This is a genomic window from Streptomyces sp. NPDC107765, from assembly GCF_055657085.1.
Genome location: NZ_JBVKBL010000004.1, coordinates 460,532 through 483,364 on the forward strand (window position 1 = coordinate 460,532; position 22,833 = coordinate 483,364).

19 protein-coding genes are annotated in these 22,833 nt (G+C 71.0%); 14 read left to right on the top strand and 5 right to left on the bottom strand.

Annotated features, from left to right (window positions below):
* Nucleotides 1–2: 2 nt before the first annotated feature.
* From dcd to ACZ7MX_RS13635, 3 genes are all read left to right on the top strand, one after another.
* Nucleotides 3–578, top strand: coding sequence for a dCTP deaminase (dcd, locus tag ACZ7MX_RS13625; protein ID WP_030809865.1), 576 nt, complete (start codon nucleotides 3–5; stop codon nucleotides 576–578).
* Nucleotides 579–672: 94 nt separating this feature from the next.
* Entirely contained in the window at nucleotides 673–1,170 is a 498-nt protein-coding gene (locus ACZ7MX_RS13630; RefSeq protein WP_472131712.1) for a phosphoribosyltransferase, read from the top strand.
* A gap of 224 nt (nucleotides 1,171–1,394) precedes the next feature.
* Nucleotides 1,395–2,912: a ricin-type beta-trefoil lectin domain protein gene (locus tag ACZ7MX_RS13635; protein ID WP_472131713.1), complete on the top strand. Its 1,518-nt coding sequence runs from the start codon at nucleotides 1,395–1,397 to the stop codon at nucleotides 2,910–2,912.
* A gap of 115 nt (nucleotides 2,913–3,027) precedes the next feature.
* On the opposite strand, the gene ACZ7MX_RS13640 is transcribed toward ACZ7MX_RS13635, so the two are convergent.
* Both ACZ7MX_RS13640 and ACZ7MX_RS13645 read right to left on the bottom strand, forming a co-directional pair.
* Nucleotides 3,028–3,945: a Yip1 family protein gene (locus tag ACZ7MX_RS13640; protein WP_472131811.1), complete on the bottom strand. Its 918-nt coding sequence runs from the start codon at nucleotides 3,943–3,945 to the stop codon at nucleotides 3,028–3,030.
* A 280-nt stretch (nucleotides 3,946–4,225) separates the two neighbouring features.
* Complete coding sequence (locus ACZ7MX_RS13645; RefSeq protein ID WP_472131714.1) at nucleotides 4,226–6,493, bottom strand: (Fe-S)-binding protein; 2,268 nt, start codon at nucleotides 6,491–6,493, stop codon at nucleotides 4,226–4,228.
* Nucleotides 6,494–6,770: 277 nt separating this feature from the next.
* On the opposite strand from ACZ7MX_RS13645, the gene dnaK reads away from it, so the two are divergent.
* The 4 genes from dnaK to ACZ7MX_RS13665 are packed head-to-tail and all read left to right on the top strand — an operon-like array spanning nucleotide 6,771 to nucleotide 10,952.
* Nucleotides 6,771–8,624 carry a molecular chaperone DnaK gene (gene dnaK / locus ACZ7MX_RS13650; RefSeq protein ID WP_472131715.1) on the top strand — a complete coding sequence of 618 codons (1,854 nt, stop codon included), beginning with the start codon at nucleotides 6,771–6,773 and terminating at the stop codon, nucleotides 8,622–8,624.
* Nucleotides 8,621–9,277, top strand: a complete 657-nt coding sequence (grpE, locus tag ACZ7MX_RS13655) for a nucleotide exchange factor GrpE (RefSeq protein WP_472131717.1) — start codon at nucleotides 8,621–8,623, stop codon at nucleotides 9,275–9,277. The genes dnaK and grpE overlap by 4 nt, the downstream gene beginning before the upstream one ends.
* Nucleotides 9,278–9,322: 45 nt before the next feature.
* The gene (dnaJ, locus tag ACZ7MX_RS13660) at nucleotides 9,323–10,498 is read left to right on the top strand and encodes a molecular chaperone DnaJ (RefSeq protein WP_472131718.1); all 1,176 of its coding nucleotides are present in this window, start codon (nucleotides 9,323–9,325) and stop codon (nucleotides 10,496–10,498) included.
* A 1-nt stretch (nucleotide 10,499) separates the two neighbouring features.
* Nucleotides 10,500–10,952 carry a heat shock protein transcriptional repressor HspR gene (locus tag ACZ7MX_RS13665; protein ID WP_030414444.1) on the top strand — a complete coding sequence of 151 codons (453 nt, stop codon included), beginning with the start codon at nucleotides 10,500–10,502 and terminating at the stop codon, nucleotides 10,950–10,952.
* Nucleotides 10,953–11,075: 123 nt separating this feature from the next.
* On the opposite strand, the gene ACZ7MX_RS13670 is transcribed toward ACZ7MX_RS13665, so the two are convergent.
* Both ACZ7MX_RS13670 and ACZ7MX_RS13675 read right to left on the bottom strand, forming a co-directional pair.
* Entirely contained in the window at nucleotides 11,076–11,480 is a 405-nt protein-coding gene (locus ACZ7MX_RS13670; RefSeq protein ID WP_030414445.1) for a hypothetical protein, read from the bottom strand.
* Between the two features lie 396 nt (nucleotides 11,481–11,876).
* Nucleotides 11,877–12,281 carry a pyridoxamine 5'-phosphate oxidase family protein gene (locus ACZ7MX_RS13675; RefSeq protein ID WP_472131720.1) on the bottom strand — a complete coding sequence of 135 codons (405 nt, stop codon included), beginning with the start codon at nucleotides 12,279–12,281 and terminating at the stop codon, nucleotides 11,877–11,879.
* A 193-nt stretch (nucleotides 12,282–12,474) separates the two neighbouring features.
* On the opposite strand from ACZ7MX_RS13675, the gene clpB reads away from it, so the two are divergent.
* Complete coding sequence (gene clpB, locus ACZ7MX_RS13680; protein WP_472131722.1) at nucleotides 12,475–15,111, top strand: ATP-dependent chaperone ClpB; 2,637 nt, start codon at nucleotides 12,475–12,477, stop codon at nucleotides 15,109–15,111.
* Between the two features lie 183 nt (nucleotides 15,112–15,294).
* A complete protein-coding gene (locus tag ACZ7MX_RS13685) occupies nucleotides 15,295–15,831 on the top strand; it encodes a YbjN domain-containing protein (protein WP_030414448.1) in 537 nt (178 codons plus the stop codon).
* A gap of 94 nt (nucleotides 15,832–15,925) precedes the next feature.
* On the opposite strand, the gene ACZ7MX_RS13690 is transcribed toward ACZ7MX_RS13685, so the two are convergent.
* Complete coding sequence (locus ACZ7MX_RS13690; RefSeq protein WP_472131724.1) at nucleotides 15,926–17,113, bottom strand: pyridoxal phosphate-dependent aminotransferase; 1,188 nt, start codon at nucleotides 17,111–17,113, stop codon at nucleotides 15,926–15,928.
* A 693-nt stretch (nucleotides 17,114–17,806) separates the two neighbouring features.
* Here ACZ7MX_RS13690 and ACZ7MX_RS13695 point away from each other — a divergent pair.
* From ACZ7MX_RS13695 to pyrE, 5 genes are all read left to right on the top strand, one after another.
* Nucleotides 17,807–18,328 carry a DUF2617 family protein gene (locus ACZ7MX_RS13695; RefSeq protein WP_030414451.1) on the top strand — a complete coding sequence of 174 codons (522 nt, stop codon included), beginning with the start codon at nucleotides 17,807–17,809 and terminating at the stop codon, nucleotides 18,326–18,328.
* A 200-nt stretch (nucleotides 18,329–18,528) separates the two neighbouring features.
* Complete coding sequence (locus ACZ7MX_RS13700) at nucleotides 18,529–20,226, top strand: polyamine aminopropyltransferase (RefSeq protein WP_472131726.1); 1,698 nt, start codon at nucleotides 18,529–18,531, stop codon at nucleotides 20,224–20,226.
* A gap of 125 nt (nucleotides 20,227–20,351) precedes the next feature.
* Nucleotides 20,352–21,197: an SRPBCC family protein gene (locus ACZ7MX_RS13705; protein WP_472131728.1), complete on the top strand. Its 846-nt coding sequence runs from the start codon at nucleotides 20,352–20,354 to the stop codon at nucleotides 21,195–21,197.
* 58 nt (nucleotides 21,198–21,255) lie between these two features.
* Complete coding sequence (locus ACZ7MX_RS13710; protein WP_472131730.1) at nucleotides 21,256–22,104, top strand: aldose epimerase family protein; 849 nt, start codon at nucleotides 21,256–21,258, stop codon at nucleotides 22,102–22,104.
* A 10-nt stretch (nucleotides 22,105–22,114) separates the two neighbouring features.
* Entirely contained in the window at nucleotides 22,115–22,657 is a 543-nt protein-coding gene (pyrE, locus tag ACZ7MX_RS13715; RefSeq protein WP_030414455.1) for an orotate phosphoribosyltransferase, read from the top strand.
* Nucleotides 22,658–22,833 lie beyond the last annotated feature (176 nt).

Consider the following 22,833-nt stretch of genomic DNA (forward strand, 5'->3'; position numbering starts at 1 on the left):
GCGTGCTTCTCTCAGACAAGGACATCCGGGCCGAGATCGATGCCGGCCGGGTGCGCATCGACCCCTATGACGAGTCGATGGTGCAGCCGTCCAGTATCGACGTGCGTCTCGATCGCTACTTCCGGGTGTTCGAGAACCACCGCTACCCGCACATCGACCCCGCCGTCGAGCAGTCCGACCTGACCCGTGAGGTGGTTCCGGAGGGGGACGAGGCGTTCATCCTGCACCCGGGTGAGTTCGTGCTCGCCTCGACGTACGAGGTCATCACGCTGCCCGACGACCTCGCCTCGCGGCTGGAGGGCAAGAGCTCGCTCGGGCGGCTCGGGCTGCTGACGCATTCCACCGCCGGGTTCATCGACCCGGGGTTCAGCGGGCACGTGACGCTGGAGCTGAGCAACGTGGCCACGCTGCCGATCAAGCTGTGGCCGGGCATGAAGATCGGGCAGCTGTGCATGTTCCGGCTGACCTCGCCGGCCGAGCACCCGTACGGCAGTGAGCGGTACGGCTCCCGCTACCAGGGGCAGCGCGGCCCGACGCCGTCCCGGTCGTTCCGGAATTTCCACCGTTCGAAGGTGTGAGGCCGCCCGCGGCGGGGGGCGCCGTGGGCCGGGCCGAGGTCGTGGGCCGTGGACCAGGTCGTAGGTCGAAACAGGGAAGGTCTGAGAGAGATTCGTGAGTGACGTGCGGGAGAACCTGACGTACGAGCGGTTCGGCGGGGCGGTCCGCGAGCTGGCGCAGACGATTGCGGACGACGGGTACGAGCCGGACATCGTGCTGTCGATCGCCCGGGGCGGCGTGTTCGTCGCGGGCGGGCTGGCGTACGCGCTGGACTGCAAGAACATCCACCTGGTGAACGTGGAGTTCTACACCGGCGTGGGGACCACCCTGGAGATGCCGGTCATGCTGGCGCCGGTCCCGAACGCGATCGACTTCTCGGAGAAGAAGGTGCTGATCGCCGATGACGTGGCCGACACGGGCAAGACGCTGAAGCTGGTGCGCGACTTCTGCCTGGACACCGTGGCCGAGGTGCGCAGCGCGGTGATCTACGAGAAGTCGCACTCGCTGGTGAAGTGCGAGTACGTCTGGAAGCGCACGGACGACTGGATCAACTTCCCGTGGAGCGTCGAGCCGCCGGTGGTCCGGCGGGAGGGGCAGATCCTCGACGCGTGACCCGGTAAGTCCCGTACCGCACAAGGGAGTTGGCTTCGGCCGGCTCCCTTGTTTGCGTCCTGTGCGCGTCTTTCGGCCAATGGCGTTACCGGTGTTCCGCCCGGGCTTACTTGCGAGTACAACCCGCGGTAACAGCAGACCGGAGGGGAGGCCGCAGGGTGCGTACGACAGGCGTGAGACGTGCGGGGCACGGGTGGCGCGGGTTCGGTGGCTTACGGGGTGCGGTGGTGGGCTCGGCCGCGGTGCTGGGGGTGGTGTTCAGCCTGGCGGCGGGCGGCGGGGCGAGTGCCGCCACCGGAGCCGCGAGCGGAAGCGGGCGGGCGACGATCAGGGCCACCACACCGCTGCCGCCCGAGCTGGAGAAGGTCCGGGCGCAGGAGGCCGTCAAGCTCTACGGGGACCCGGCCGAGCGGCCGCTCGCCGAGCGCAAGACCTCGCTGATCTCGCTGGGCGACAGCGAGATCTCCGGCGAGGGCGTCGGGACGTACGAGCCGGGGACCGACGGGCCCACCAACTGGTGCCACCGGTCCCCGGACGCGGCGATCCACCGCACCGGCATCGCGGCCGACGTCACGTACAACGTCGCGTGCTCGGGCGCGTCCAGCGGGAACATCGTCATCGGCGGCAGCAAGCAGTACGCCGATGAGCTGGTGCAGAGCGACAGCCTGGCGATCGCGGCGCGCAACACCCGGCTGAAGATGGTGCTCCTGGTGGCCGGCGCCAACGACGACCTCCAGTTCGGGCCGGTGATGACGGACTGCGTGGAGCACTGGTTCCTGTTCCAGGGCACCTGCGAGCCGAAGTACCGGCCGGGGTGGCAGGCGCGGGTCGACGGGCTGGTGCCGAAGATCGAGCGGACGCTGACCGACCTGCGGACCGTGATGCGGAACGCCGGGTACGCGGACGGCGACTACCGGCTGGTGGTGATGTCGTACCCCAGCCCCATCGGGCCGGACGTGGAGGACAACCCGCACTTCCCCGGGAAGCTGCCGGGCGGCTGCACCGGCTACACCTCCGACGCCGGCTGGGGCCGCAACGCCGCCGTACCGGCCTTCGAACGCGGCGTCCGGAGGATCGCGCAGGACACCGGCGTGACCTACCTCGACGCCTCGCGGCTCTTCCACGGCCACGAGGTGTGCATGGAGGACACCTGGGCGCGCGGACTGTACGTGAACCTCACCAACCCCTTCCCGCCCGACTCCAATTCGGTGCGGCAGTCCTTCCACCCCAACGCGCGCGGGCATGCGGCGTTCGCCTCCTGCCTGACCCAGCTGTACGCGGCGCCGGGACTGCGTGAGGCGTCCTGCGCGGACCCGGCGAGCACCGGGCGGCCGAAGCTGTACCCGGGCGCTTGGGACGACGCGTACCGGCCGCTGCGGAACACCGCCACCGGCAGCTGTGTGGACGCGACCGGCGGCGCCAGCGGCAACGGCACGGTGGTCGGCGGCTGGGACTGCAACGGCCAGCGCCACCAGGACTGGTGGTACGACGACGACCAGCGGTCGGTGCACGTCGGACTGACCCAGGACCGGTGCCTGGACGTCCCCGGCGCACGCTACGAGCCGGGGGCCGGGCTGGTGCTGTGGAACTGCTCGGGCGCGGCCAACCAGCAGTTCGCCCGGCCGGCGGACGGCACGATCCGGCCGGCCGCCGCGCAGTCGCTCTGCCTGACGCTGGACGGTGCGAAGGAGCCGTTGCGGCTGCGGTCGTGTGACGGGTCGACAGGGCAGCGGTTCGCGTAACGGCCGCTGCCGGTACGCCGATCGCGCGCGGCGCCCGTACGGCGAAGGGCCCGTCCCGGAGCGGAGTGCTCCGGGACGGGCCCTTGCCGTGTGGCGGTCCGGTCCGGGCCGTGGCCTACAGCGTGCCCAGCTTGAGCAGCGCCAGCAGCGCGACCAGCTGGATCGCGGAGGCGCCGAGCGCCTTCGGCCACGGCAGGTCGTGCGACTTGCTGACCATGGACGTCAGCAGGTAGCCGGTGGCGAGCCAGGTCAGCCAGCCCAGGACCTGGACGAGCGCGGAGTCGCCGCCGAGGAACATCGCGAACAGCAGCCGGGGCGCGTCCGTGATCGTCATGATCAGCATGGCCAGGCCGATGGTCGGCTGCCAGGCACCGTCACCGCCGAGCTGGCGGGCCAGGGTGTGGGTGACAGCGCCCAGGATCAGACTGCCGACGATGAACATCACGGCGGTGATCAGCACCCAGGGGATGCTGTTGGAGAGCGTGGCGTTCAGCACGTCCTCACGGGCCTTGTCGAAGCCGAAGACCGCGAGCAGGCCGTAGACGAACGTGACGGTCAGGGCCGGGCCCCACACCTGGTGGTCCCGCATCTGCCAGAACGTCGGGTCGGGGCGCAGCACGATGCCGGACAGCAGCTGCTTCCAGTGCAGCCGGGGGCCGGCCGGCGGCGCGGAGGACTGGCCGGCGCGGTACGTGCCGCCGGCGGCGTAGTCACCGTCGGCCGGGCCGTTGCCGTACTGATCGGGGTACCCGCCGTACGCGTCCGGGGCCTCGCCGATGCTGAACTGCCGGGTGCTGCCGGGGTTGTTGTCGCCGCCGTACGGTGCGTAGCCGGCGCCGCCGGCGTCGCCGAAGTACTCGGGCTCGCCGTACTGCTGCGGCTGCCCCTGCGGTCCCCCGCCGTACTGCTGCCACTGCCCGTGCGGTGGCGGCGCGGCCTGCTGCCCGTACGGCCCCTGCTGCCCGTACGGCGCCTGCTGCGCCTGCCCCTGCTGTCCGTTCTGCGCGGGGCGGGCATCCCGTCCGCGACCCATCCTGAATCCAGCCACGCCTTCGAAAGTACCTGGTCCCCGGGGACCGGGTGGCCGAGTGGGGAGATGGGGGTGCGTTTGGGGCTGAGCTGTGACAGTTCGCTGCGCTTGGCTGCCGGCCCACGTACGGGCCTGCGGGGCCTTGTTCGTGGACGTAAAGCGTCAGCAGTCCACGAACAAGGCCCCTCCGGCCCGTCACCTCCCGTTGGCGGAAGGGAAAAGGCCGGTGGGGGTGCGCGTGATTTCTCACGGGCACCCCCACTCAGGGTTCTTCAGGTGTGGGCTACTTCACCGGCTCGGGCTCGGGCTCGCTCTCCGCGGGAGTCTCGTCCGTCGGGTCGGTGGGGGTCTTGACGGAGTCCAGCAGGAGCTGGGCGACGTCGACGACCTGGATGGATTCCTTCGCCTTGCCGTCGTTCTTCTTGCCGTTGACCGAGTCGGTGAGCATGACCAGGCAGAAGGGGCAGGCGGTGGAGACGATGTCGGGGTTGAGGGAGAGGGCTTCGTCGACGCGCTCGTTGTTGATGCGCTTGCCGATGCGCTCTTCCATCCACATGCGGGCGCCGCCGGCGCCGCAGCAGAAGCCACGCTCCTTGTGGCGGTGCATCTCCTCGTTCCGCAGGCCCGGCACCTTGGCGATGATCTCGCGCGGCGGGGTGTAGACCTTGTTGTGGCGGCCCAGGTAGCAGGGGTCGTGGTAGGTGATCAGACCCTCGACCGGGGTGACGGGGGTGAGCTTGCCCTCGTCCACCAGGTGCTGGAGCAGCTGGGTGTGGTGGATGACCTCGTACTCGCCGCCCAGCTGCGGGTACTCGTTCGCGATGGTGTTGAAGCAGTGCGGGCAGGTCGCGACGATCTTCTTCGACGCCTTCGGCTTCTTGGTCGACTCGTCCTCGTCGTCCTCGCCGAAGGCCGCGTTCAGGGTGGCGACGTTCTCGGCGCCGAGCTGCTGGAAGAGGAACTCGTTGCCCAGACGGCGCGGCGAGTCACCGGTGCACTTCTCGTCGCCGCCCATGATCGCGAACTTCACGCCCGCGATGTGCAGCAGCTCGGCGAAGGCCTTGGTGGTCTTCTTGGCGCGGTCCTCCAGGGCACCGGCGCAGCCGACCCAGTAGAGGTACTCGACCTCGGTGAGGTCCTCGACGTCCTGGCCGACGACCGGGACCTCGAAGTCGACCTCCTTGGTCCAGGCGAGCCGCTGCTTCTTGGCCAGGCCCCAGGGGTTGCCCTTCTTCTCCAGGTTCTTGAGCATGGTGCCGGCTTCGGACGGGAAGCTGGACTCGATCATGACCTGGTAGCGGCGCATGTCGACGATGTGGTCGACGTGCTCGATGTCGACCGGGCACTGCTCGACGCAGGCACCGCAGGTGGTGCAGGACCACAGCACGTCCGGGTCGATGACGCCGTTCTCCTCCAGCGTCCCGATCAGCGGGCGCTCGGCCTCGGCCAGCGCCGACGCGGGCACGTCCTTGAGCTGCTCCTCGGTGGCCCGCTCCGTGCCCTCCATGTCCTTGCCGCCGCCGGCGAGCAGGTAGGGGGCCTTGGCGTGCGAGTGGTCGCGCAGGGCCATGATCAGCAGCTTGGGGGAGAGCGGCTTGCCGGTGTTCCAGGCGGGGCACTGCGACTGGCAGCGGCCGCACTCGGTGCAGGTCGAGAAGTCCAGCAGGCCCTTCCAGGAGAAGTGCTCGATCTGGGAGACGCCGAACTGGTCGTCCTCGCCCGGGTCCTCGAAGTCGATCGGCTTGCCCGCCGAGGTCATCGGCTGCAGCGCGCCCAGGGCGACGTCGCCGTCGGCCTCGCGCTTGAACCAGATGTTGGGGAAGGCCAGGAAGCGGTGCCAGGCGATGCTCATGTCGGTGTTGAGGCCGACCGTGATCGCCCACGTCATCGTCACGCCGAGCTTGATCATGGCGACGAAGTAGGTCAGGTTCTGCAGGGTGCCGAGGCTGAGGCCCTTGAACGCCGCGACGAGCGGGTACGAGGCGAAGTACGCGGGCTCGTAACCGTCGACGTGGTGCAGGGCGCCTTCGAGGCCGCGCAGCGTCATGATCGCCAGACCGATGACGAGGATGACGTACTCGACAAAGTACGCCTGCCAGGCGGTCGAACCGGCGAAGCGGGATTTGCGGCCGGCCCGCGAGGGCAGGTTCATCAGCCGGATCGCGATCAGCACGATGATGCCGATCGTGGTGGCCGTGCCGATGAACTCGGTGTAGAGCTCGTACGGCAGCCAGTTGCCGATGACCGGCAGCACCCAGTCGGCCTTGAAGAGCTGGCCGTAGGCGTTGACGATCGTCAGCCCCAGGGTGAGGAAGCCGACGGCGACGAACCAGTGGGCGATGCCGATGACACCCCACTTGTTCATCCGGGTGTGGCCGACGAACTCTTTGCCAAGGGTGATCGTGCGCTGCTTCGGGTCGCCGGTGCGGGTGCCCGCCGGAACCGGCGAACCGAGCCGGAAGAACCGGATGAACCGGGCGATGGCTCGGCCGACGAGCGCAACACCGACTGCCGTGAGGACCAGCACCACGATGATCGCGGCGAGTTGCATTGGGGGCTCCTCGAACCTGCGAGAGCGGAATTACTAAGCGGTAACTTTTTGGATCTGACGCTGAGGTTACCCATTCTCCCCGGCGCCATGAAGGCGCCCGGCCGGTGATCTGTGTCGCGCAGGCAACCCTGCGTCGGGGGCGGGCGTCCTCCGGGGTGGCCGGGTGACGATAAGGGCGACATAAAAGTTGAGCGGACTCGACTCAGCTCTGTTGACAGGTTTTTCTCGGTGTTGCACTCTTGAGCCTGTTCCACTCAAGTCAGCTGGAGGAATCGAAATGGCACGTGCGGTCGGCATCGACCTGGGCACGACGAACTCCGTCGTCAGTGTTCTTGAAGGCGGTGAGCCCACCGTCATCACCAACGCCGAGGGCGCCAGGACCACGCCGTCCGTCGTCGCCTTTGCGAAGAACGGCGAGGTGCTGGTCGGCGAGGTCGCCAAGCGCCAGGCGGTCACCAACGTCGACAGGACCATCCGGTCGGTCAAGCGCCACATGGGCACCGACTGGAAGATCGGCATTGACGGCAAGGACTTCAACCCGCAGCAGATGAGCGCCTTCATCCTGCAGAAGCTCAAGCGGGATGCCGAGGCGTATCTGGGCGAGAAGGTCGTCGACGCGGTCATCACCGTTCCGGCCTACTTCAACGACTCCGAGCGCCAGGCCACCAAGGAGGCCGGTGAGATCGCGGGCCTCAACGTCCTGCGCATCGTCAACGAGCCCACCGCGGCCGCCCTGGCCTACGGCCTGGAGAAGGACGACCAGACCATTCTGGTCTTCGACCTCGGTGGCGGCACCTTCGACGTCTCGCTGCTGGAGATCGGCGACGGCGTCGTCGAGGTGAAGGCCACCAACGGTGACAACCACCTCGGTGGTGACGACTGGGACCAGCGCGTCGTCGACTACCTGGTCAAGCAGTTCCAGAACGGCCACGGCGTCGACCTGTCCAAGGACAAGATGGCGCTGCAGCGTCTGCGCGAGGCCGCCGAGAAGGCGAAGATCGAGCTGTCGTCGTCCACCGAGACGACGATCAACCTGCCCTACATCACGGCCTCGGCCGAGGGCCCGCTGCACCTGGACGAGAAGCTCACCCGCTCGCAGTTCCAGCAGCTGACCGCGGACCTCCTGGAGCGCTGCAAGACGCCGTTCCACAACGTGATCAAGGACGCCGGCATCCAGCTGGCCGAGATCGACCACGTGGTCCTGGTCGGCGGTTCGACCCGTATGCCGGCCGTCGCCGAGCTCGTCAAGGAGCTGACCGGCGGCAAGGACGCCAACAAGGGCGTCAACCCGGACGAGGTCGTGGCCATCGGCGCCACCCTGCAGGCCGGTGTCCTCAAGGGCGAGGTCAAGGACGTCCTCCTGCTGGACGTCACCCCGCTGTCCCTGGGCATCGAGACCAAGGGCGGCATCATGACCAAGCTCATCGAGCGGAACACGACGATCCCGACCAAGCGGTCCGAGATCTTCACCACCGCCGAGGACAACCAGCCGTCCGTGCAGATCCAGGTCTACCAGGGCGAGCGCGAGATCGCGGCGTACAACAAGAAGCTCGGGATGTTCGAGCTGACCGGTCTGCCGCCGGCCCCGCGTGGCGTCCCGCAGATCGAGGTCTCCTTCGACATCGACGCCAACGGCATCATGCACGTGACCGCGAAGGACCTGGGCACGGGCAAGGAGCAGAAGATGACCGTCACCGGCGGCTCCTCGCTGCCGAAGGACGAGGTCGACCGCATGCGGGAGGAGGCCGAGCGGTACGCGGACGAGGACCACAAGCGCCGCGAGGCCGCCGAGGCCCGCAACCAGGGCGAGCAGCTCGTCTACCAGACCGAGAAGTTCCTCAAGGACAACGAGGACAAGGTCCCCGCGGAGGTCAAGACCGAGGTCGAGACCGCCGTGGGCGAGCTGAAGGAGAAGCTCAAGGGCGAGGACACCGCGGAGATCCGCACCGCCACCGAGAAGGTCGCGGCCGTCTCCCAGAAGCTCGGCCAGGCCATGTACGCCGACGCCCAGGCCGCGCAGGGCGCCGAGGGTGCTCCGGCCGGTGAGCAGGCCAAGGCCGACGCCGCCGACGACGTCGTGGACGCCGAGATCGTCGACGACGAGAAGCCCAAGAAGGACGGTGCCGCGTGACGGAGGAGACCCCGGGCTTTGAAGAGAAGCCCGACGTCCCCTCTGACGCCGCAACCCCCGAAGACGCGGCGCAGGAGGCCGAGTCCGCCGACAAGGCGGGCTCGGCCCCGGCCGGGGACGTACAGGACGTAGCACTCCAGGCGCAGTTGGACCAGGTGCGTACGGCGCTCAACGAGCGCACGGCGGACCTCCAGCGGCTCCAGGCGGAGTACCAGAACTACCGCCGTCGGGTGGAACGGGACCGGGTCGCGGTCAAGGAGATCGCGGCGGCGAACCTCCTGTCCGAGCTCCTTCCCGTGCTCGACGACGTCGGCCGGGCGCGTGAACACGGCGAGCTGGTCGGCGGCTTCAAGTCGGTCGCCGAGTCGCTGGAAACCGTGGTCGCCAAGCTCGGTCTGCAGCAGTTCGGCAAGGAGGGCGAGCCCTTCGACCCGACGATCCACGAGGCCCTGATGCACTCGTACGCGCCCGACGTCACGGAGACGACGTGCGTGGCGATTCTGCAGCCCGGGTATCGCATCGGTGAGCGAACGATCCGCCCCGCGCGGGTCGCCGTCGCCGAACCGCAGCCGGGCGCGCAGAGCGCCAAGTCCGCCTCGGACGAGGACACCAAGGCTTCGGACGAGGAGAGCGGTGGCCCGGAAGAGGGCTGACGTGAACACCAACAGAAGAACCGCGCGGGAGGAGGGACGTCGGGGATGAGCACCAAGGACTTCGTCGAGAAGGACTATTACAAGGTCCTCGGCGTCCCCAAGGACGCCACCGAAGCGGAGATCAAGAAGGCGTACCGCAAGCTGGCCCGGGAGAACCACCCGGACGCCAACAAGGGCGACGCCAAGGCCGAGGAGCGCTTCAAGGAGATCTCCGAGGCCAATGACGTCCTGGGCGACGCCAAGCGCCGCAAGGAGTACGACGAGGCGCGCGCGCTGTTCGGCAACGGCGGCTTCCGGCCGGGGCCGGGCGGCGGCGGCAGCTTCAACTTCGACCTGGGCGACCTGTTCGGGGGCTCGGCCGGCGGCGGTGGCGGTGCCGGCGGCTTCGGCGGCGGGCTCGGCGACGTCTTCGGCGGTCTGTTCAACCGCGGCGGCGGTGCGGGTACGCGTACCCAGCCGCGGCGCGGCCAGGACGTCGAGTCCGAGGTGACGCTGAGCTTCACCGAGGCGGTCGACGGGGCCACGGTCCCGCTGCGGATGTCCAGCCAGGCGGCCTGCAAGGCCTGTTCGGGCACCGGCGACAAAAACGGTACGCCTCGGGTCTGCCCGACCTGTGTCGGCACCGGCCAGGTCAGCCGGGGCGCGGGCGGCGGCTTCTCGCTGACCGACCCGTGCGCCGACTGCAAGGGCCGCGGCCTGATCGCGCAGGACCCGTGCGACGTCTGCAAGGGCAGTGGACGGGCCACCAGCGCGCGCACGATGCAGGTCCGCATCCCCGCGGGCGTCTCCGACGGGCAGCGGATCCGGCTGCGCGGCAAGGGCGCTCCCGGTGAGCGGGGCGGTCCGGCCGGCGACCTGTACGTGGTCGTGCACGTCGGCGCCCACCCGGTCTTCGGCCGCAAGGGCGACAACCTCACCGTCACGGTGCCGGTCACCTTCCCGGAGGCGGCGCTCGGCGGCGAGGTGAAGGTGCCGACGCTGGGCGGCCCGCCGGTGACGCTGAAGGTGCCGGCCGGCACTCCCAACGGACGCACGATGCGGGCCCGGGGCAAGGGCGCGGCCCGCAAGGACGGCACCCGGGGTGATCTGCTGGTCACCATCGAGGTCGTCGTTCCCCAGGACCTCAGCGACGAGGCGAGGGAAGCGCTGGAGTCCTATCGCGAGGCGACCGCGGGGGCCGACCCGCGGGCGGAGCTGTTCCAGGCCGCGAAGGGAGCTTGAGATGGAGAGCCGGGGCGGGCAGCGTCGTAACCCGTATGAACTGACCGAAGAGTCGCCGGTGTACGTCATCTCCGTCGCGGCTCAGCTCTCCGGCCTGCATCCGCAGACCCTTCGGCAGTACGACCGGCTGGGGCTGGTCTCGCCCGACCGCACGGCCGGGCGGGGCCGCCGCTATTCGGCCCGGGACATCGAGCTGCTCCGCACGGTGCAGCAGCTGTCCCAGGACGAGGGCATCAACCTCGCGGGCATCAAGCGCATCATCGAGCTGGAGAACCAGGTCGCGGCCCTGCAGCAGCGGATCGCCGAGCTCCAGGGCGCCCTGGAGGGCGCGGCCAGCGCGATGCAGCAGCGGGAGGCCGCGGTGCACGCCTCGTATCGGCGCGATCTGGTGCCCTATCAGGACGTGAAGCAGACCAGCGCGCTGGTGGTGTGGCGGCCGAAGCGGTCCGAGTGACGGGCGCCGCGCCCGGTGGTTTCCCGGCCGAGGGCCGGGGTGGTGACGAGCCGCCCCGGCCCTCGGTCGTGTCCGGGGCGGGCCGCACGGGCGTGCCGGGCCGGGAGCGGTCCGGCGGGGCGCTCAGCAGCCGTTGTAGCCCGCGGTCGGCATCGACAGCCGGCGGTGTACCTGTGACTTCATCGCGAGCGTGTAGACCGGCTCGTCGAGGTCGGCGGTCTCCAGCCGGACGCCGGCCGCCGCGCAGCGGGCGCTGAACTCGTCGGCGCCGTCGATGGCGTTCTCCAGCGCCCGCCGATTGGGCGTCACGAACACGTCGACCAGGCCCTTTTCGACGTCGCGCCACAGCGCGCTGTGGTCGGCGCGCAGGTGATGCAGGGTGAGCTGGCAGGTCAGGTGGTAATCACGGGCCGCCGCCCACTGTTTGCACATGTCGTGCTGGCTGCGGTCGTCGACCAGGAACGGGTCCTCGTCCAGCTCGGACAGCGGCATCAGGCAGGCGATCGCCGTCACTCGGACCGAGTTCATCGTGCCCTCCGGTGCGTGGCGACTGTGGGGGCGACGATACCCCCGAGGGCGGCCCGTGGTGGAGGGGCTGTACCGGGCGGCGAGGCGTATCCGCAGGCGTGGCAGATCTTCCAGCCGTCCTGGTTGACCGCGAGCTGGCCGCCGCAGCGCGGACAGAGCTCGGCGTGCGGGTGGGGACGGGCGGGGTGCGGACGGCGCGGAACGGTCGTCACGATGCGCAAAGCCGACGCCATGGCGCCTCCAGCTGCCTTCTTCCGGCCGGGACGACGCCGAAGTTGCCCGTCGTTGTCCGGTGCTGTTCGGTCCCCGTCGTCCTTGGGTACCAGGTGGTGCGGTGCCACCGGATGCGGAGGATCCGTTTTCGGACAGGTCTGGACCAGGGCCTCTGGCAGGCGCTCAGGCCCGTCCCATGGCCCTGGTCACCGCGATCTCGATCATGACCCGATCGGGGTTGGGGGCCGGGGTCCGCCCGTACCGCTCGGCGTACCGCGCGACGGCGTCGGCCACCGCCTCGGCCTCGGTCCGCACCCGCGCGATGCCCTCCAGGGTCGCCCAACGGCCCCGGTCGACCTGGCACACCGCGACCCGGGCCCCGTCCGGCCCGGCGGCCAGCACGTTCTTGACCTTGGTGCTGTCCTTGCGCGTGATGACCCGCGCGATCCGCTGCCCGGCGTCGTAGGTGACCCCCACCGGGACGACGTGCGGCGTCCCGTCGGGCCGCGGCGTGGTGAGCGTCGGCATCAGGTACTCGCCCCAGAAGGCGAGGTACTCGGGACTGAGGGCGCTGAGATCGTGGGCCATGGGGGTCAGGGTAATTGGGGGGAAGGGGGTGGAAGGGGGTGGAAGGGGGAGGGAGTTCCGGTGCCCGAATCGGGCCGGAGCGGGCTTGAGTGGAATAGACTCAACTTATCGCACGTTGGCATAGGCAGGATTGGCTCAGGGAACGTGCGCCAGTAGCGGGTACGGGCACGAGTACGAGGAGGATCACAGGGCCGTGGACGCCGAGCTGACCAACAAGAGCCGGGAGGCGCTGAGCGCCGCCAATGAGCGGGCGGTCACCGCCGGGCACGCGGACATGACGTCCGCGCATCTCCTGCTCGCGCTGCTGGCCGGGCAGGACAACGAGAACATCATGGACCTGCTGGCCGCCGTGGAGGCGGACGCCGCCGCGCTGCGCAACGGCGCCGAGCGGCAGCTCGCGGGGCTGCCCAGCGCGCAGGGCTCGACGGTCGCCCCGCCGCAGCCCGACCGCGAGCTGCTGACCGCCATCGCGGACGCCACCCAGCGGGCCAGGGACCTCGGGGACGACTACGTCTCCACCGAGCACCTGCTGATCGGGATCGCCGCCAAGGGCGGGCGCACCGGCGAGCTGCTGGAGCAGCAGGGCGCCTCCGCCAAGAAGCTGCTGGCCGCGTTCGAGGCGAACCGCGGCGGGCAGCGGGTGACCAACCCCGACCCGGAGGGCACGTACAAGGCGCTGGAGAAGTTCGGCACGGACTTCACCGCGGCCGCCCGCGAGGGCAAGCTCGACCCGGTCATCGGCCGGGACCACGAGATCCGGCGGGTGGTGCAGGTGCTCTCCCGCCGCACGAAGAACAACCCGGTGCTGATCGGTGAGCCGGGCGTCGGCAAGACCGCCGTCGTCGAGGGGCTGGCGCAGCGGATCGTCAAGGGCGACGTGCCCGAGTCGCTGCGCAACAAGCGGCTGGTCGCGCTGGACCTGGGGGCGATGGTCGCGGGCGCGAAGTACCGCGGTGAGTTCGAGGAGCGGCTGAAGACCGTCCTGGCGGAGATCAAGTCCAGCGAGGGCCGGATCATCACCTTCATCGACGAGCTGCACACCGTCGTCGGCGCGGGCGCCGGCGGGGACTCGTCGATGGACGCGGGCAACATGCTCAAGCCCATGCTGGCCCGTGGTGAGCTGCGGATGGTCGGTGCGACCACGCTCGACGAGTACCGCGAGCGGATCGAGAAGGACCCCGCGCTGGAGCGGCGCTTCCAGCAGGTGCTGGTCGCCGAGCCGACGGTCGAGGACACGGTGGCGATCCTGCGCGGCCTCAAGGGCCGCTACGAGGCGCACCACAAGGTGCAGATCGCCGACTCCGCGCTGGTCGCCGCGGCCACCCTCTCCGACCGCTACATCACTTCCCGCTTCCTGCCGGACAAGGCGATCGACCTGGTCGACGAGGCCGCGTCCCGGCTCCGGATGGAGATCGACTCCTCGCCCGTGGAGATCGACGAGCTCCAGCGCGCCGTCGACCGCCTCAAGATGGAGGAGCTGGCGCTGCGCAACGAGACCGACGCCGGCTCCCTGGCGCGCCTGGAGAAGCTGCGCAAGGACCTCGCCGACAAGGAGGAGGAGCTGCGCGGACTGACCGCCCGGTGGGAGAAGGAGAAGCAGAGCCTCAACCGCGTCGGTGAGCTGAAGGAGAAGCTCGACGAACTGCGCGGCCAGGCCGAGCGCGCCCAGCGGGACGGCGACTTCGACACCGCGTCCAAGCTCCTCTACGGCGAGATCCCGGGCGTCGAGCGGGAGCTGGAGGAGGCCGCGGCCGCCGAGGCCGAGCAGGAGGCCGCCAAGGAATCCATGGTCAAGGAGGAGGTCGGCCCGGACGACATCGCGGACGTGGTCGGCTCCTGGACCGGCATCCCGGCCGGCCGCCTCCTGGAGGGCGAGACCCAGAAGCTGCTCCGCATGGAGGAGGAGATCGGCAAGCGGCTGATCGGCCAGAACGAGGCCGTCCGCTCGGTGTCGGACGCGGTCCGCCGCACCCGCGCCGGGATCGCCGACCCGGACCGGCCCACCGGCTCGTTCCTCTTCCTCGGCCCGACCGGCGTCGGCAAGACCGAGCTGGCCAAGGCGCTCGCCGACTTCCTCTTCGACGACGAGCGGGCGATGGTCCGGATCGACATGTCGGAGTACGGCGAGAAGCACAGCGTCGCCCGCCTGGTCGGCGCGCCGCCCGGTTACGTGGGCTACGAGGAGGGCGGCCAGCTGACGGAGGCGGTCCGCCGCCGCCCGTACAGCGTGATCCTGCTCGACGAGGTGGAGAAGGCGCACACCGAGGTCTTCGACGTCCTGCTCCAGGTGCTCGACGACGGCCGGCTCACGGACGGCCAGGGCCGCACGGTCGACTTCCGGAACACCATCCTGATCCTCACCTCCAACCTGGGCTCCGCCTTCCTGATGGACCCGCTGCTGAAGGAGGAGGAGAAGAAGGAGAAGGTGCTGGAGACCGTCCGCGCGTCCTTCCGGCCCGAATTCCTCAACCGGCTCGACGACGTGGTGGTCTTCCACCCGCTCGGCACGGAACAACTCCAGCGGATCGCCCGGATCCAGCTGGACCACCTCCAGCGCCGGCTCGGCGACCGCCGGCTCACCCTGGACGTCACCGACCGGGCGCTGGACTGGCTCGCCTGGCTCGGCCACGAACCGGCCGTCGACGCACCCGCGCCCGACCTGTCGTACGGCGCCCGGCCGCTGCGCCGCCTGGTGCAGACGGCCATCGGCGACCAGCTCGCCCGGGCCATCCTGGCCGGCGAGGTGCTCGACGGCGACACCGTACGGGTGGACGTGGACGGCGACGGGGAGCGGCTGACGGTGGCGGCCGCCGGGCGCGCCGCGGCCTGAGCCGGGGTCTGAGCCGGGGCCGGCCCGGCGGGGAATCGCCCGCCCGGGCCGGCCGAAGCCGCCGGTGGACCGCCCGGATCGGTCCCTTGACCCACACGTTGCCCGCACCGGCCCCGTCCGGGCTTGCCAGGACGGGGCGGATGTGGGGGAGGATGGCAGGGACCATACGAAGGGAATTCCACGGTGAGCATCGACCCGTCCTCGATTCCGAATTTCGGGGGCCAGCCCGAACCGCAGCCGTCGGGGCCTGATGGTCCCGTCCTGCCAGACCAGGACCTGGTCAAGCAGCTCCTCGACCAGATGGAGCTGAAGTACGTAGTCGACGAGGAGGGTGACCTCGCCGCCCCGTGGGAGCAGTTCCGCACGTACTTCATGTTCCGGGGCGAGGAGGAGCAGCAGATCTTCTCCGTCCGCACGTTCTACGACCGTGTCCACGGCCTCGATGAGAAGTCGAAGCTGCTGGAGGCGATCGACGACTGGAACCGCCGGACGCTGTGGCCCAAGGCCTACACCCACACCCATGACGACGGCACGGTCCGTCTGATCGGTGAGGCATCGATGCTGATCGGCACCGGTGTCTCGCTCGAACACTTCGTGTCGAGCACGGTCAGCTGGGTTCGCGCCTCGATCGAATTCGACAAGTGGATCGTCGAGCAGCTCGGTTTGGAGGCCGAGATCGACGGCGACTCCGACGACAAGCCGGGCGAGGAGGAGGGCTGACACCCCCCTTCACCCCCGGACCCGGCTGCGCGGGCCCAGGAGCATCCGCTCCGGGGCCCGCGTCGTCGTGTGTGGGGGTCCTTCCGGCCGCCGGCTATCCGGCGGCCAGCGCCTTCAGCCGCCCGGCCGCCTCCCGGAGGACCTCGATGCTCTTGCAGAAGGCGAAGCGCACGAACGGGGTGCCCTGGTCCTTGTCGTCGTAGAAGACGGCGTTGGGGATGGCGACGACGCCGGCGCGCTCGGGCAGGGACCGGCAGAAGGCGAAGCCGTCGGTCTCTCCCAGGGGGCGGATGTCGGTGGTGATGAAGTACGTGCCGGCGGGCCGGTAGACCTGGAAGCCGGCGTCGGCCAGGCCGGCGGCGAGCACATCGCGCTTGGCGCGCAGGTCGTCGCGCAGGCCGCTGTAGTAGCCGTCGGGCAGGGCCAGTGCCTCGGCGACGGCGTACTGGAAGGGGCCGGCGGAGACGTAGGTGAGGAACTGCTTGGCCGAGCGGACCGCGGTGATCAGCTCCGGCGCCGCGGTGACCCAGCCGACCTTCCAGCCGGTGAAGGAGAAGGTCTTGCCGGCCGAGCTGATCGTGACGGTCCGGTCGCGCATCCCGGGGAAGGACGCGAGGGGCAGGTGCTCGCCCTCGAAGACGAGGTGCTCGTAGACCTCGTCGGTGATCACGAGGAGGTTCCGCTCCACGGCCAGCTCGGCGACCGCGGCGAGCTCCTCGCGGGTCAGGACGGTGCCGGTGGGGTTGTGGGGGGTGTTGAGGAGGAGGAGACGGGTGTTGTCGGTGACGGCGTCCCGCAGCTCGTCGAGGTCGAGGCGGTACGTACCGGATTCCGGCTCGGCGCGCAGGGTCACCGGCACCCGGTGGCCGCCCGCCATGGCGATGCAGGCCGCGTAGGAGTCGTAGTACGGCTCCAGCGCGACGACCTCGTCGCCGGGTTCGAGGAGGGCGAGCAGCGCGGCCGCGATGGCTTCGGTGGCGCCGGCGGTGACCAGGACCTCGGTGTCGGGGTCGTACGAGAGGCCCAGGTGGCCGTAGAAGCGCTCCTGGTGGGCGGCGACGGCGGTGCGCAGCTCGGGGATGCCGGGGCCGGGCGGGTACTGGTTGCCACGGCCGTCGCGCAGGGCGCGCACCGCCGCCTCCCTGACCTCTTCGGGGCCGTCGGCGTCCGGGAAGCCCTGGCCGAGGTTGAGGGAGCCGGTGCGCACGGCGAGCGCCGACATCTCGGCGAAGATCGTGGTGCCGAATTCGGCGAGGCGGCGATTGAGCAGCGGTCGGTCCATGCGCGCCATCCTGCGCCGAACCTCTGGAGTTCCTCAACTGTGCTTTGAGACGGGGAGGGCGGGGCATCAGCCCCGGCACACAAGCACGGAGCGATGCCTTGCTTCGGGGGACCGGAAGGAGTGTGAGGCAGATGATGGGGCTCGTATTCTTCGGGCTGATCTGCGCGGTGGTGATCGGGGTCGTGGCCCTGGCCGTGCGGAACGGGGGCGGCGGACGCGGCGGGAGCTCGGCCGGCGCCAGCTGGTGGGCGGGTGGCGACTCGGGGTCGGGCGGCCACCACGGCGGGCATCACGGTGGGCACCACGGCGGCGGGCACCACGGCGGGCACTCGTGCGGCGGCGGTGGTGGCTGCGGGGGTGGCGGGGGCTGCGGCGGAGGGTCCTGAACCGTACACATGCGGGTGGCCCATGCCCTTGTGCATATGCGCCCGACGGGTCGGGAAATGGGCATCAACGCCCGCCGGGAGTAAGGTAGTTGAACAGATGAACTGCTAGGCCCTCTAGGGGATGGAAACCCGGAGGAGATGGGTAAAACTGCTGTAGGTGGCCCGGCATTCATGATTCCCTCTTCATAGAGAATCCCCCACGTTCTCCGATTCCCACGTGGGCACGAGCCGGCAGGCAGACGTACATTCCTGATCCTTCACGGGCGGGCCGGCCCACCATTCCACTGCGTGCTTGCGGAGCCGACCCATGCTCACCACTTTGAAGACGGCGTACACCGATACCCGTGCATCCGACCTGGCCTGGGCGCTGGGCAGGGAACCCCTGCCGGCCCTGGCCGTGCTCGATCTCCAACACCACGACGTCCAGGTCCAGTTGAGACTGCTCGGCGCCTCCCACCAGGTCATCCTCGAAGAGGAGCGCGGGACGTGTTCCGAGACCGTCGCCTGCATGCCGGGCAGCAGCACCCCGCTGCCGCTCGGCGTGGCCAAGCGCCTGGGGGACTGGGAGTACGAGTTCGCCGCGCATGTGGAGACCCTGTCGCGCGGTTCGTTCGCCGGGCGCGCGCAGGAGCTGCTCGCGCTGGTCGCCGAGCATCCGTACGGGCTCGCCGGGACGTTCCCCGGTTCGCCGCACGCCTTCACGGCGCTGCTGGCGCAGTGCCAGCGGGACCAGGTGCGCTGGCGGACCTGGCACGCGTATCCGCAGGAGGGCCGTTTGGTGGCCACCCGGACCCGGGTGGGCGTACGCGCAGCGGTCGCGGCCGTCTAAAGGGGGCACCTCGCACTGCGGGTACGCGCCGGGCGGATGCAGGGGCGGCGGGGCGCGCGCGGTGCCGCGCACGCGGGCGCGCAACCGCCGCCGTCCGCCGCGGACTTGCGCTCCTGCATCGCTCAACTGACGCGTGTAGCCCGCAGAGTGCACTCGTGTGGGTGACCGAAAGGCACGGAATCGTCACGTAGCGTTCACGCATGATCGACCCGCCAGAGTCCGCTCTCACCGGCACCCTGGAGCCGTCGGAGACCATGACGCCGGCGCGGCTGCCCGTCCCGGCCGGGCTCGGCCGGCTGCTCGTGCTCTGCGTGGTCTTCGTCTGCGCCGCCTGCGGACTGGTCTACGAACTCGAACTCGTCGCCCTGGCCACGTACTTGGTGGGCGACTCGGTCACCCAGGCGTCGGTCGTGCTGTCCGTCATGGTCTTCGCGATGGGCGTCGGCGCGCTGCTCGCCAAGCGGCTGCGCTGCCGGGCGGCGGTCGGCTTCGGCGTGGTCGAGGCCGGCCTCGCACTGGTCGGCGGCAGCTCCGCGATGGCGCTCTACGCCTGCTTCGCCTGGTTCGCCCAGTCCCGCTCCGCGCTGGTCGCCTTCTCCCTGGTCATCGGCGTCCTGATCGGCGCCGAGGTGCCGCTGCTGATGACCCTGATCCAGCGGGTGCGGCGCCAGGACGCCGGCGGGGCGGTCGCCGACCTGTTCGCCGCGGACTACGTCGGCGCGCTCGTCGGCGGCCTGGCGTTTCCCTTCCTGCTGCTGCCGAGCCTCGGCCAGCTGACCGGCGCGCTGGTCACCGGCACCGTCAACGACGTGGCCGGCGGCGCGCTGGTGCTCTGGCTGTTCCGCCGCGACCTGACCGCCCGTGCCCGCTGGACCCTGCTCGTGGTGAACGCCCTCGTGCTGGCGCTGCTCGCCACCGGCGTGCTGCTGGCCGCGCCCTTCGAACGGGCCGCGCGCCGGGCGGTGTACGGCTCGGCGGCCCGGGTCGCGGTGCAGACCGATGTCCAGGAGGTGGTGCTGACCGGCGGTACGGGAACCGGTGCGGGACGGGCGAGGAAAGGTTCCGGCCGGCCGCTGGAGCTCTATCTCGACGGCCGGCTGCGGGTCAGCGCGGACACCGAATCCCGCTACCACGAAGCGCTGGTGCACCCGGCGATGGCCGCCGGGCCGCACGCCCGGGTCCTGGTCCTCGGCGGCGGCGACGGCCTCGCCGTGCGCGAGATCCTCCGCTACCGCGCGGTCCGCTCGGTGACCGTCGTCGAGCTCGACCCCGGCGTCCTCCGGCTGGCCCGTACGGACCCCGGCCTGACCCGCCTGAACGACCACTCGCTCGGCGACCCCCGGGTCCACGTCGTCACCGCCGACGCCTTCGACTGGCTGCGCGACCGGCACGCCCCCGGCCCCCGCCCGGCGCCGTACGACGTCATCGTCTCCGACCTCCCCGACCCCGGCATCACCGCCAGCACCAAGCTGTACTCCCAGGAGTTCTACGGTCTGGCCGCGCGGCTGCTGGCCGACCGCGGACGCCTGGTGGTGCACGCCGGACCGCCGGTCGCCCGGGCCCGGGCGTACTGGACGGTGGACGCGACGGTCCGCTCGGTGGGTCTGGCCACCGATCCGTACCGCATGCCCGGCCGCCCCGCGTCCTCCTTCGGCCCGGACCGCTCGGCCGACCCCCTCCCCCGCCCGACCGGCGAACCGCTCACCGTCGGCCCGACGCCCGGCTACTGGGGCTTCGTGCTCGCCGCCCGGCACCGCCCGCGCTTCGGCCCGGCGCCCGACGCACCCCCGCCACCGGTGACCCGCGAGGCGCTCGGGGCCGCCCGGCACGGCGACCTCCGCGACCGCATCCCCGGCCTGCCGGCCTCCACGCTGATGCGTCCGCGCTACCAGGACTGAGCACCGAGGCCAAGCCGTTCCGCGACCCGGGCAGGGTACGCGCGGCGGCCCCGACCCGCGCCGGAGTGCAGAAAGTTGTGCGTGGGCGGGCACGGTTCCGGGGGCGCTGGGTAGGCTCCGTTGTCATGGAGCATGAGGTGTACGTTCCGTTTCCCGTCCGGACCGTGCGGCAGGCGCTCACCGAACCGGAGCGGGTGGCGCGCTGTGTCCCCGGAGTCCAGCTCGACGCCGATGCCGCCCCGCACCGCCCCGAGGGCCGCCTGCGGCTGCGCATCGGAAGCTCCACCATCACCTACCGCGGCAGTCTCACGGTCGGCGAACCGGCGGACGGCGGCCCCGGCGACGACGGCACCGCCGAACTGACCGTCGAGGCGAAGGGCACGGAATCCGTGGGGGAGGGGGCGGTCGCGCTCACCCTGACCGTCCGGCTGGCCCCGGCCACCGAGCCCGGCCCCGGCACCACCCTGGCCTGCGCCGGCACCGTGCACAGCGACGGCCGGCTGGCCGAGGCCACCGACCGGTCCGCCGAGGCCGCCGGGCGCCGGCTGCTGGACCGGTTCGCCGAGAACCTCGCGGACGACCTGCGGCAGCGCCCGGTGGCCGACGGTCCCGCCCGGACCGGCGTCTTCGACGCCGAGGTGCCGCCGCCCTCCCTGGACCCGCTCAGCGACGAGGACGCCATCGAGGAGGCCGACCTGGCCGACGCGGGCGACGCCGCCGAGGAGTCCGGGTTCGGCTACGACGACGACCTGGACGAGGTCGCTCCGGCCGAGGCCGCACACGCCCGCCGCACGATGATCGGGCGCAGCGCCGAGGAGGTCGACCACGCCCCGCCGCGCGGCCGGTACGCGCCGGTGCCCGCACCCGAGTCCAACGCCACCTCGCTGACCCTGCGCTGGGCGGCGCCGGCCGCCGCGGTGGTGCTGGCGTCCGCCGTCGTCGTCGGCCGGGTGCTGCGCCGCCGCCGCTGACCGCGCCCCCCGCCGGCTTCCCCCGGCGCGGCCCGGCGCACCGCTAGGGTCGGGCCCCGTGAGTACCGACAACACCACGCAGGGCGGCGCGCCGGACGGGGTACGGCTGGCCGCCGGAGACACCGAAGTGACCGTCCGGCCGGACAACGGCTGCCGGATCGAAAGCCTCCGGGTCGGCGGGACGGAACTGCTGCGGCAGGGCGACACGTACGGCTGTTTCCCGATGGTTCCGTGGTGCGGCCGGCTCGCGCACGGCGAGTTCCGCAACGGCGGCGAGCGGCACCGGATGCCGCTGAACGCCCCGCCGCACGCGATCCACGGCACCGGCCGCGACCTCGGCTGGCACACCGCCCGGACCGGCCCGACGGAGGCGGTCTTCACCTACGACCTCACCGACCCGGCGGCGCCCTGGCCGTACCCGGGGCGGGTCACCCAGCTCGTCCAGCTCGGCGCGGACGGCACCTCGCTCACCCTCACCATGGGCGTCGAGGCGACCGGCGACTCCTTCCCGGCACAGGCCGGCTGGCACCCGTGGTTCCGCCGGAACCTCGGCGAGGGGGGCGACGTACACCTCGACTTCCTGCCCGAGTGGCAGGAGGAGCGGGGTCCCGACCACCTCCCGACCGGCCGCCGGATCACCCCGCGGCCCGGTCCCTGGGACGACTGCTTCGGTGTGCCGCGCGGGGTGGCCGCCACCCTCACCTGGCCGGGCCGGCTGGAACTGAAGGTCACCAGCCGCGCCGAGTGGGTGGTGGTCTACGACGAGCAGGAGGCCGCGGTCTGCGTCGAACCGCAGACCGGCCCGCCCAACGGCCTCAACACCCTGCCGCGCCTGGTCACCCCCATCGACCCGCTGGAGATCTCCATGACCTGGAGCTGGCGGAGCCTGTCCGGGGACACCGCATAAGCTCGGGACCATGAGTGACGACGTGCGCGGCGAGCTGCTGCAGCAGATCAAGGACAAGGCCGTGGTGCACGGCAAGGTGACGCTTTCCTCCGGCAAGGAGGCCGACTACTACATCGACCTGCGCCGGATCACCCTGGACGGCGAGGCCGCGCCGCTGGTGGGGCAGCTGATGCTGGACATCACCGCCGACCTGGACTACGACGCGGTGGGCGGGCTGACGCTGGGCGCCGACCCGGTGGCGACCTCGATGCTGCACGCCTCCGCCGCGCGCGGCCGGCGACTGGACTCCTTCGTCGTCCGCAAGGCCCAGAAGGCGCACGGCATGCAGCGCCGCATCGAGGGCCCGGACATCACGGGCCGCCGGGTCCTGGTCGTCGAGGACACCTCCACCACCGGCGGCTCCCCGCTGACCGCCGTCGAGGCGGCCCGCGAGGCGGGCGCCGAGGTCGTCGCGGTGGCCACCATCGTCGACCGCGGCGCCGCGTCCGCGATCGCCGACGCCGGACTGCCCTATATCACGGGCTTCCAGCTCGCCGACCTCGGCCTCGCCTGAGGGTGATCCGGCAGCCGGCGCTGACGTGGGGATAACCCGCTGACCTGCGGTTTTGTGGAGGGGCGGTCGGTTTCACGTGAAACCGACCGCCCCATTCGCGTGGTGGCCGGATGGGGGAGGTGGAGCAATCCGCGGAGTCTGGGAAGATGTGCTCGGCAACGTCGCCGTCCCAGGTC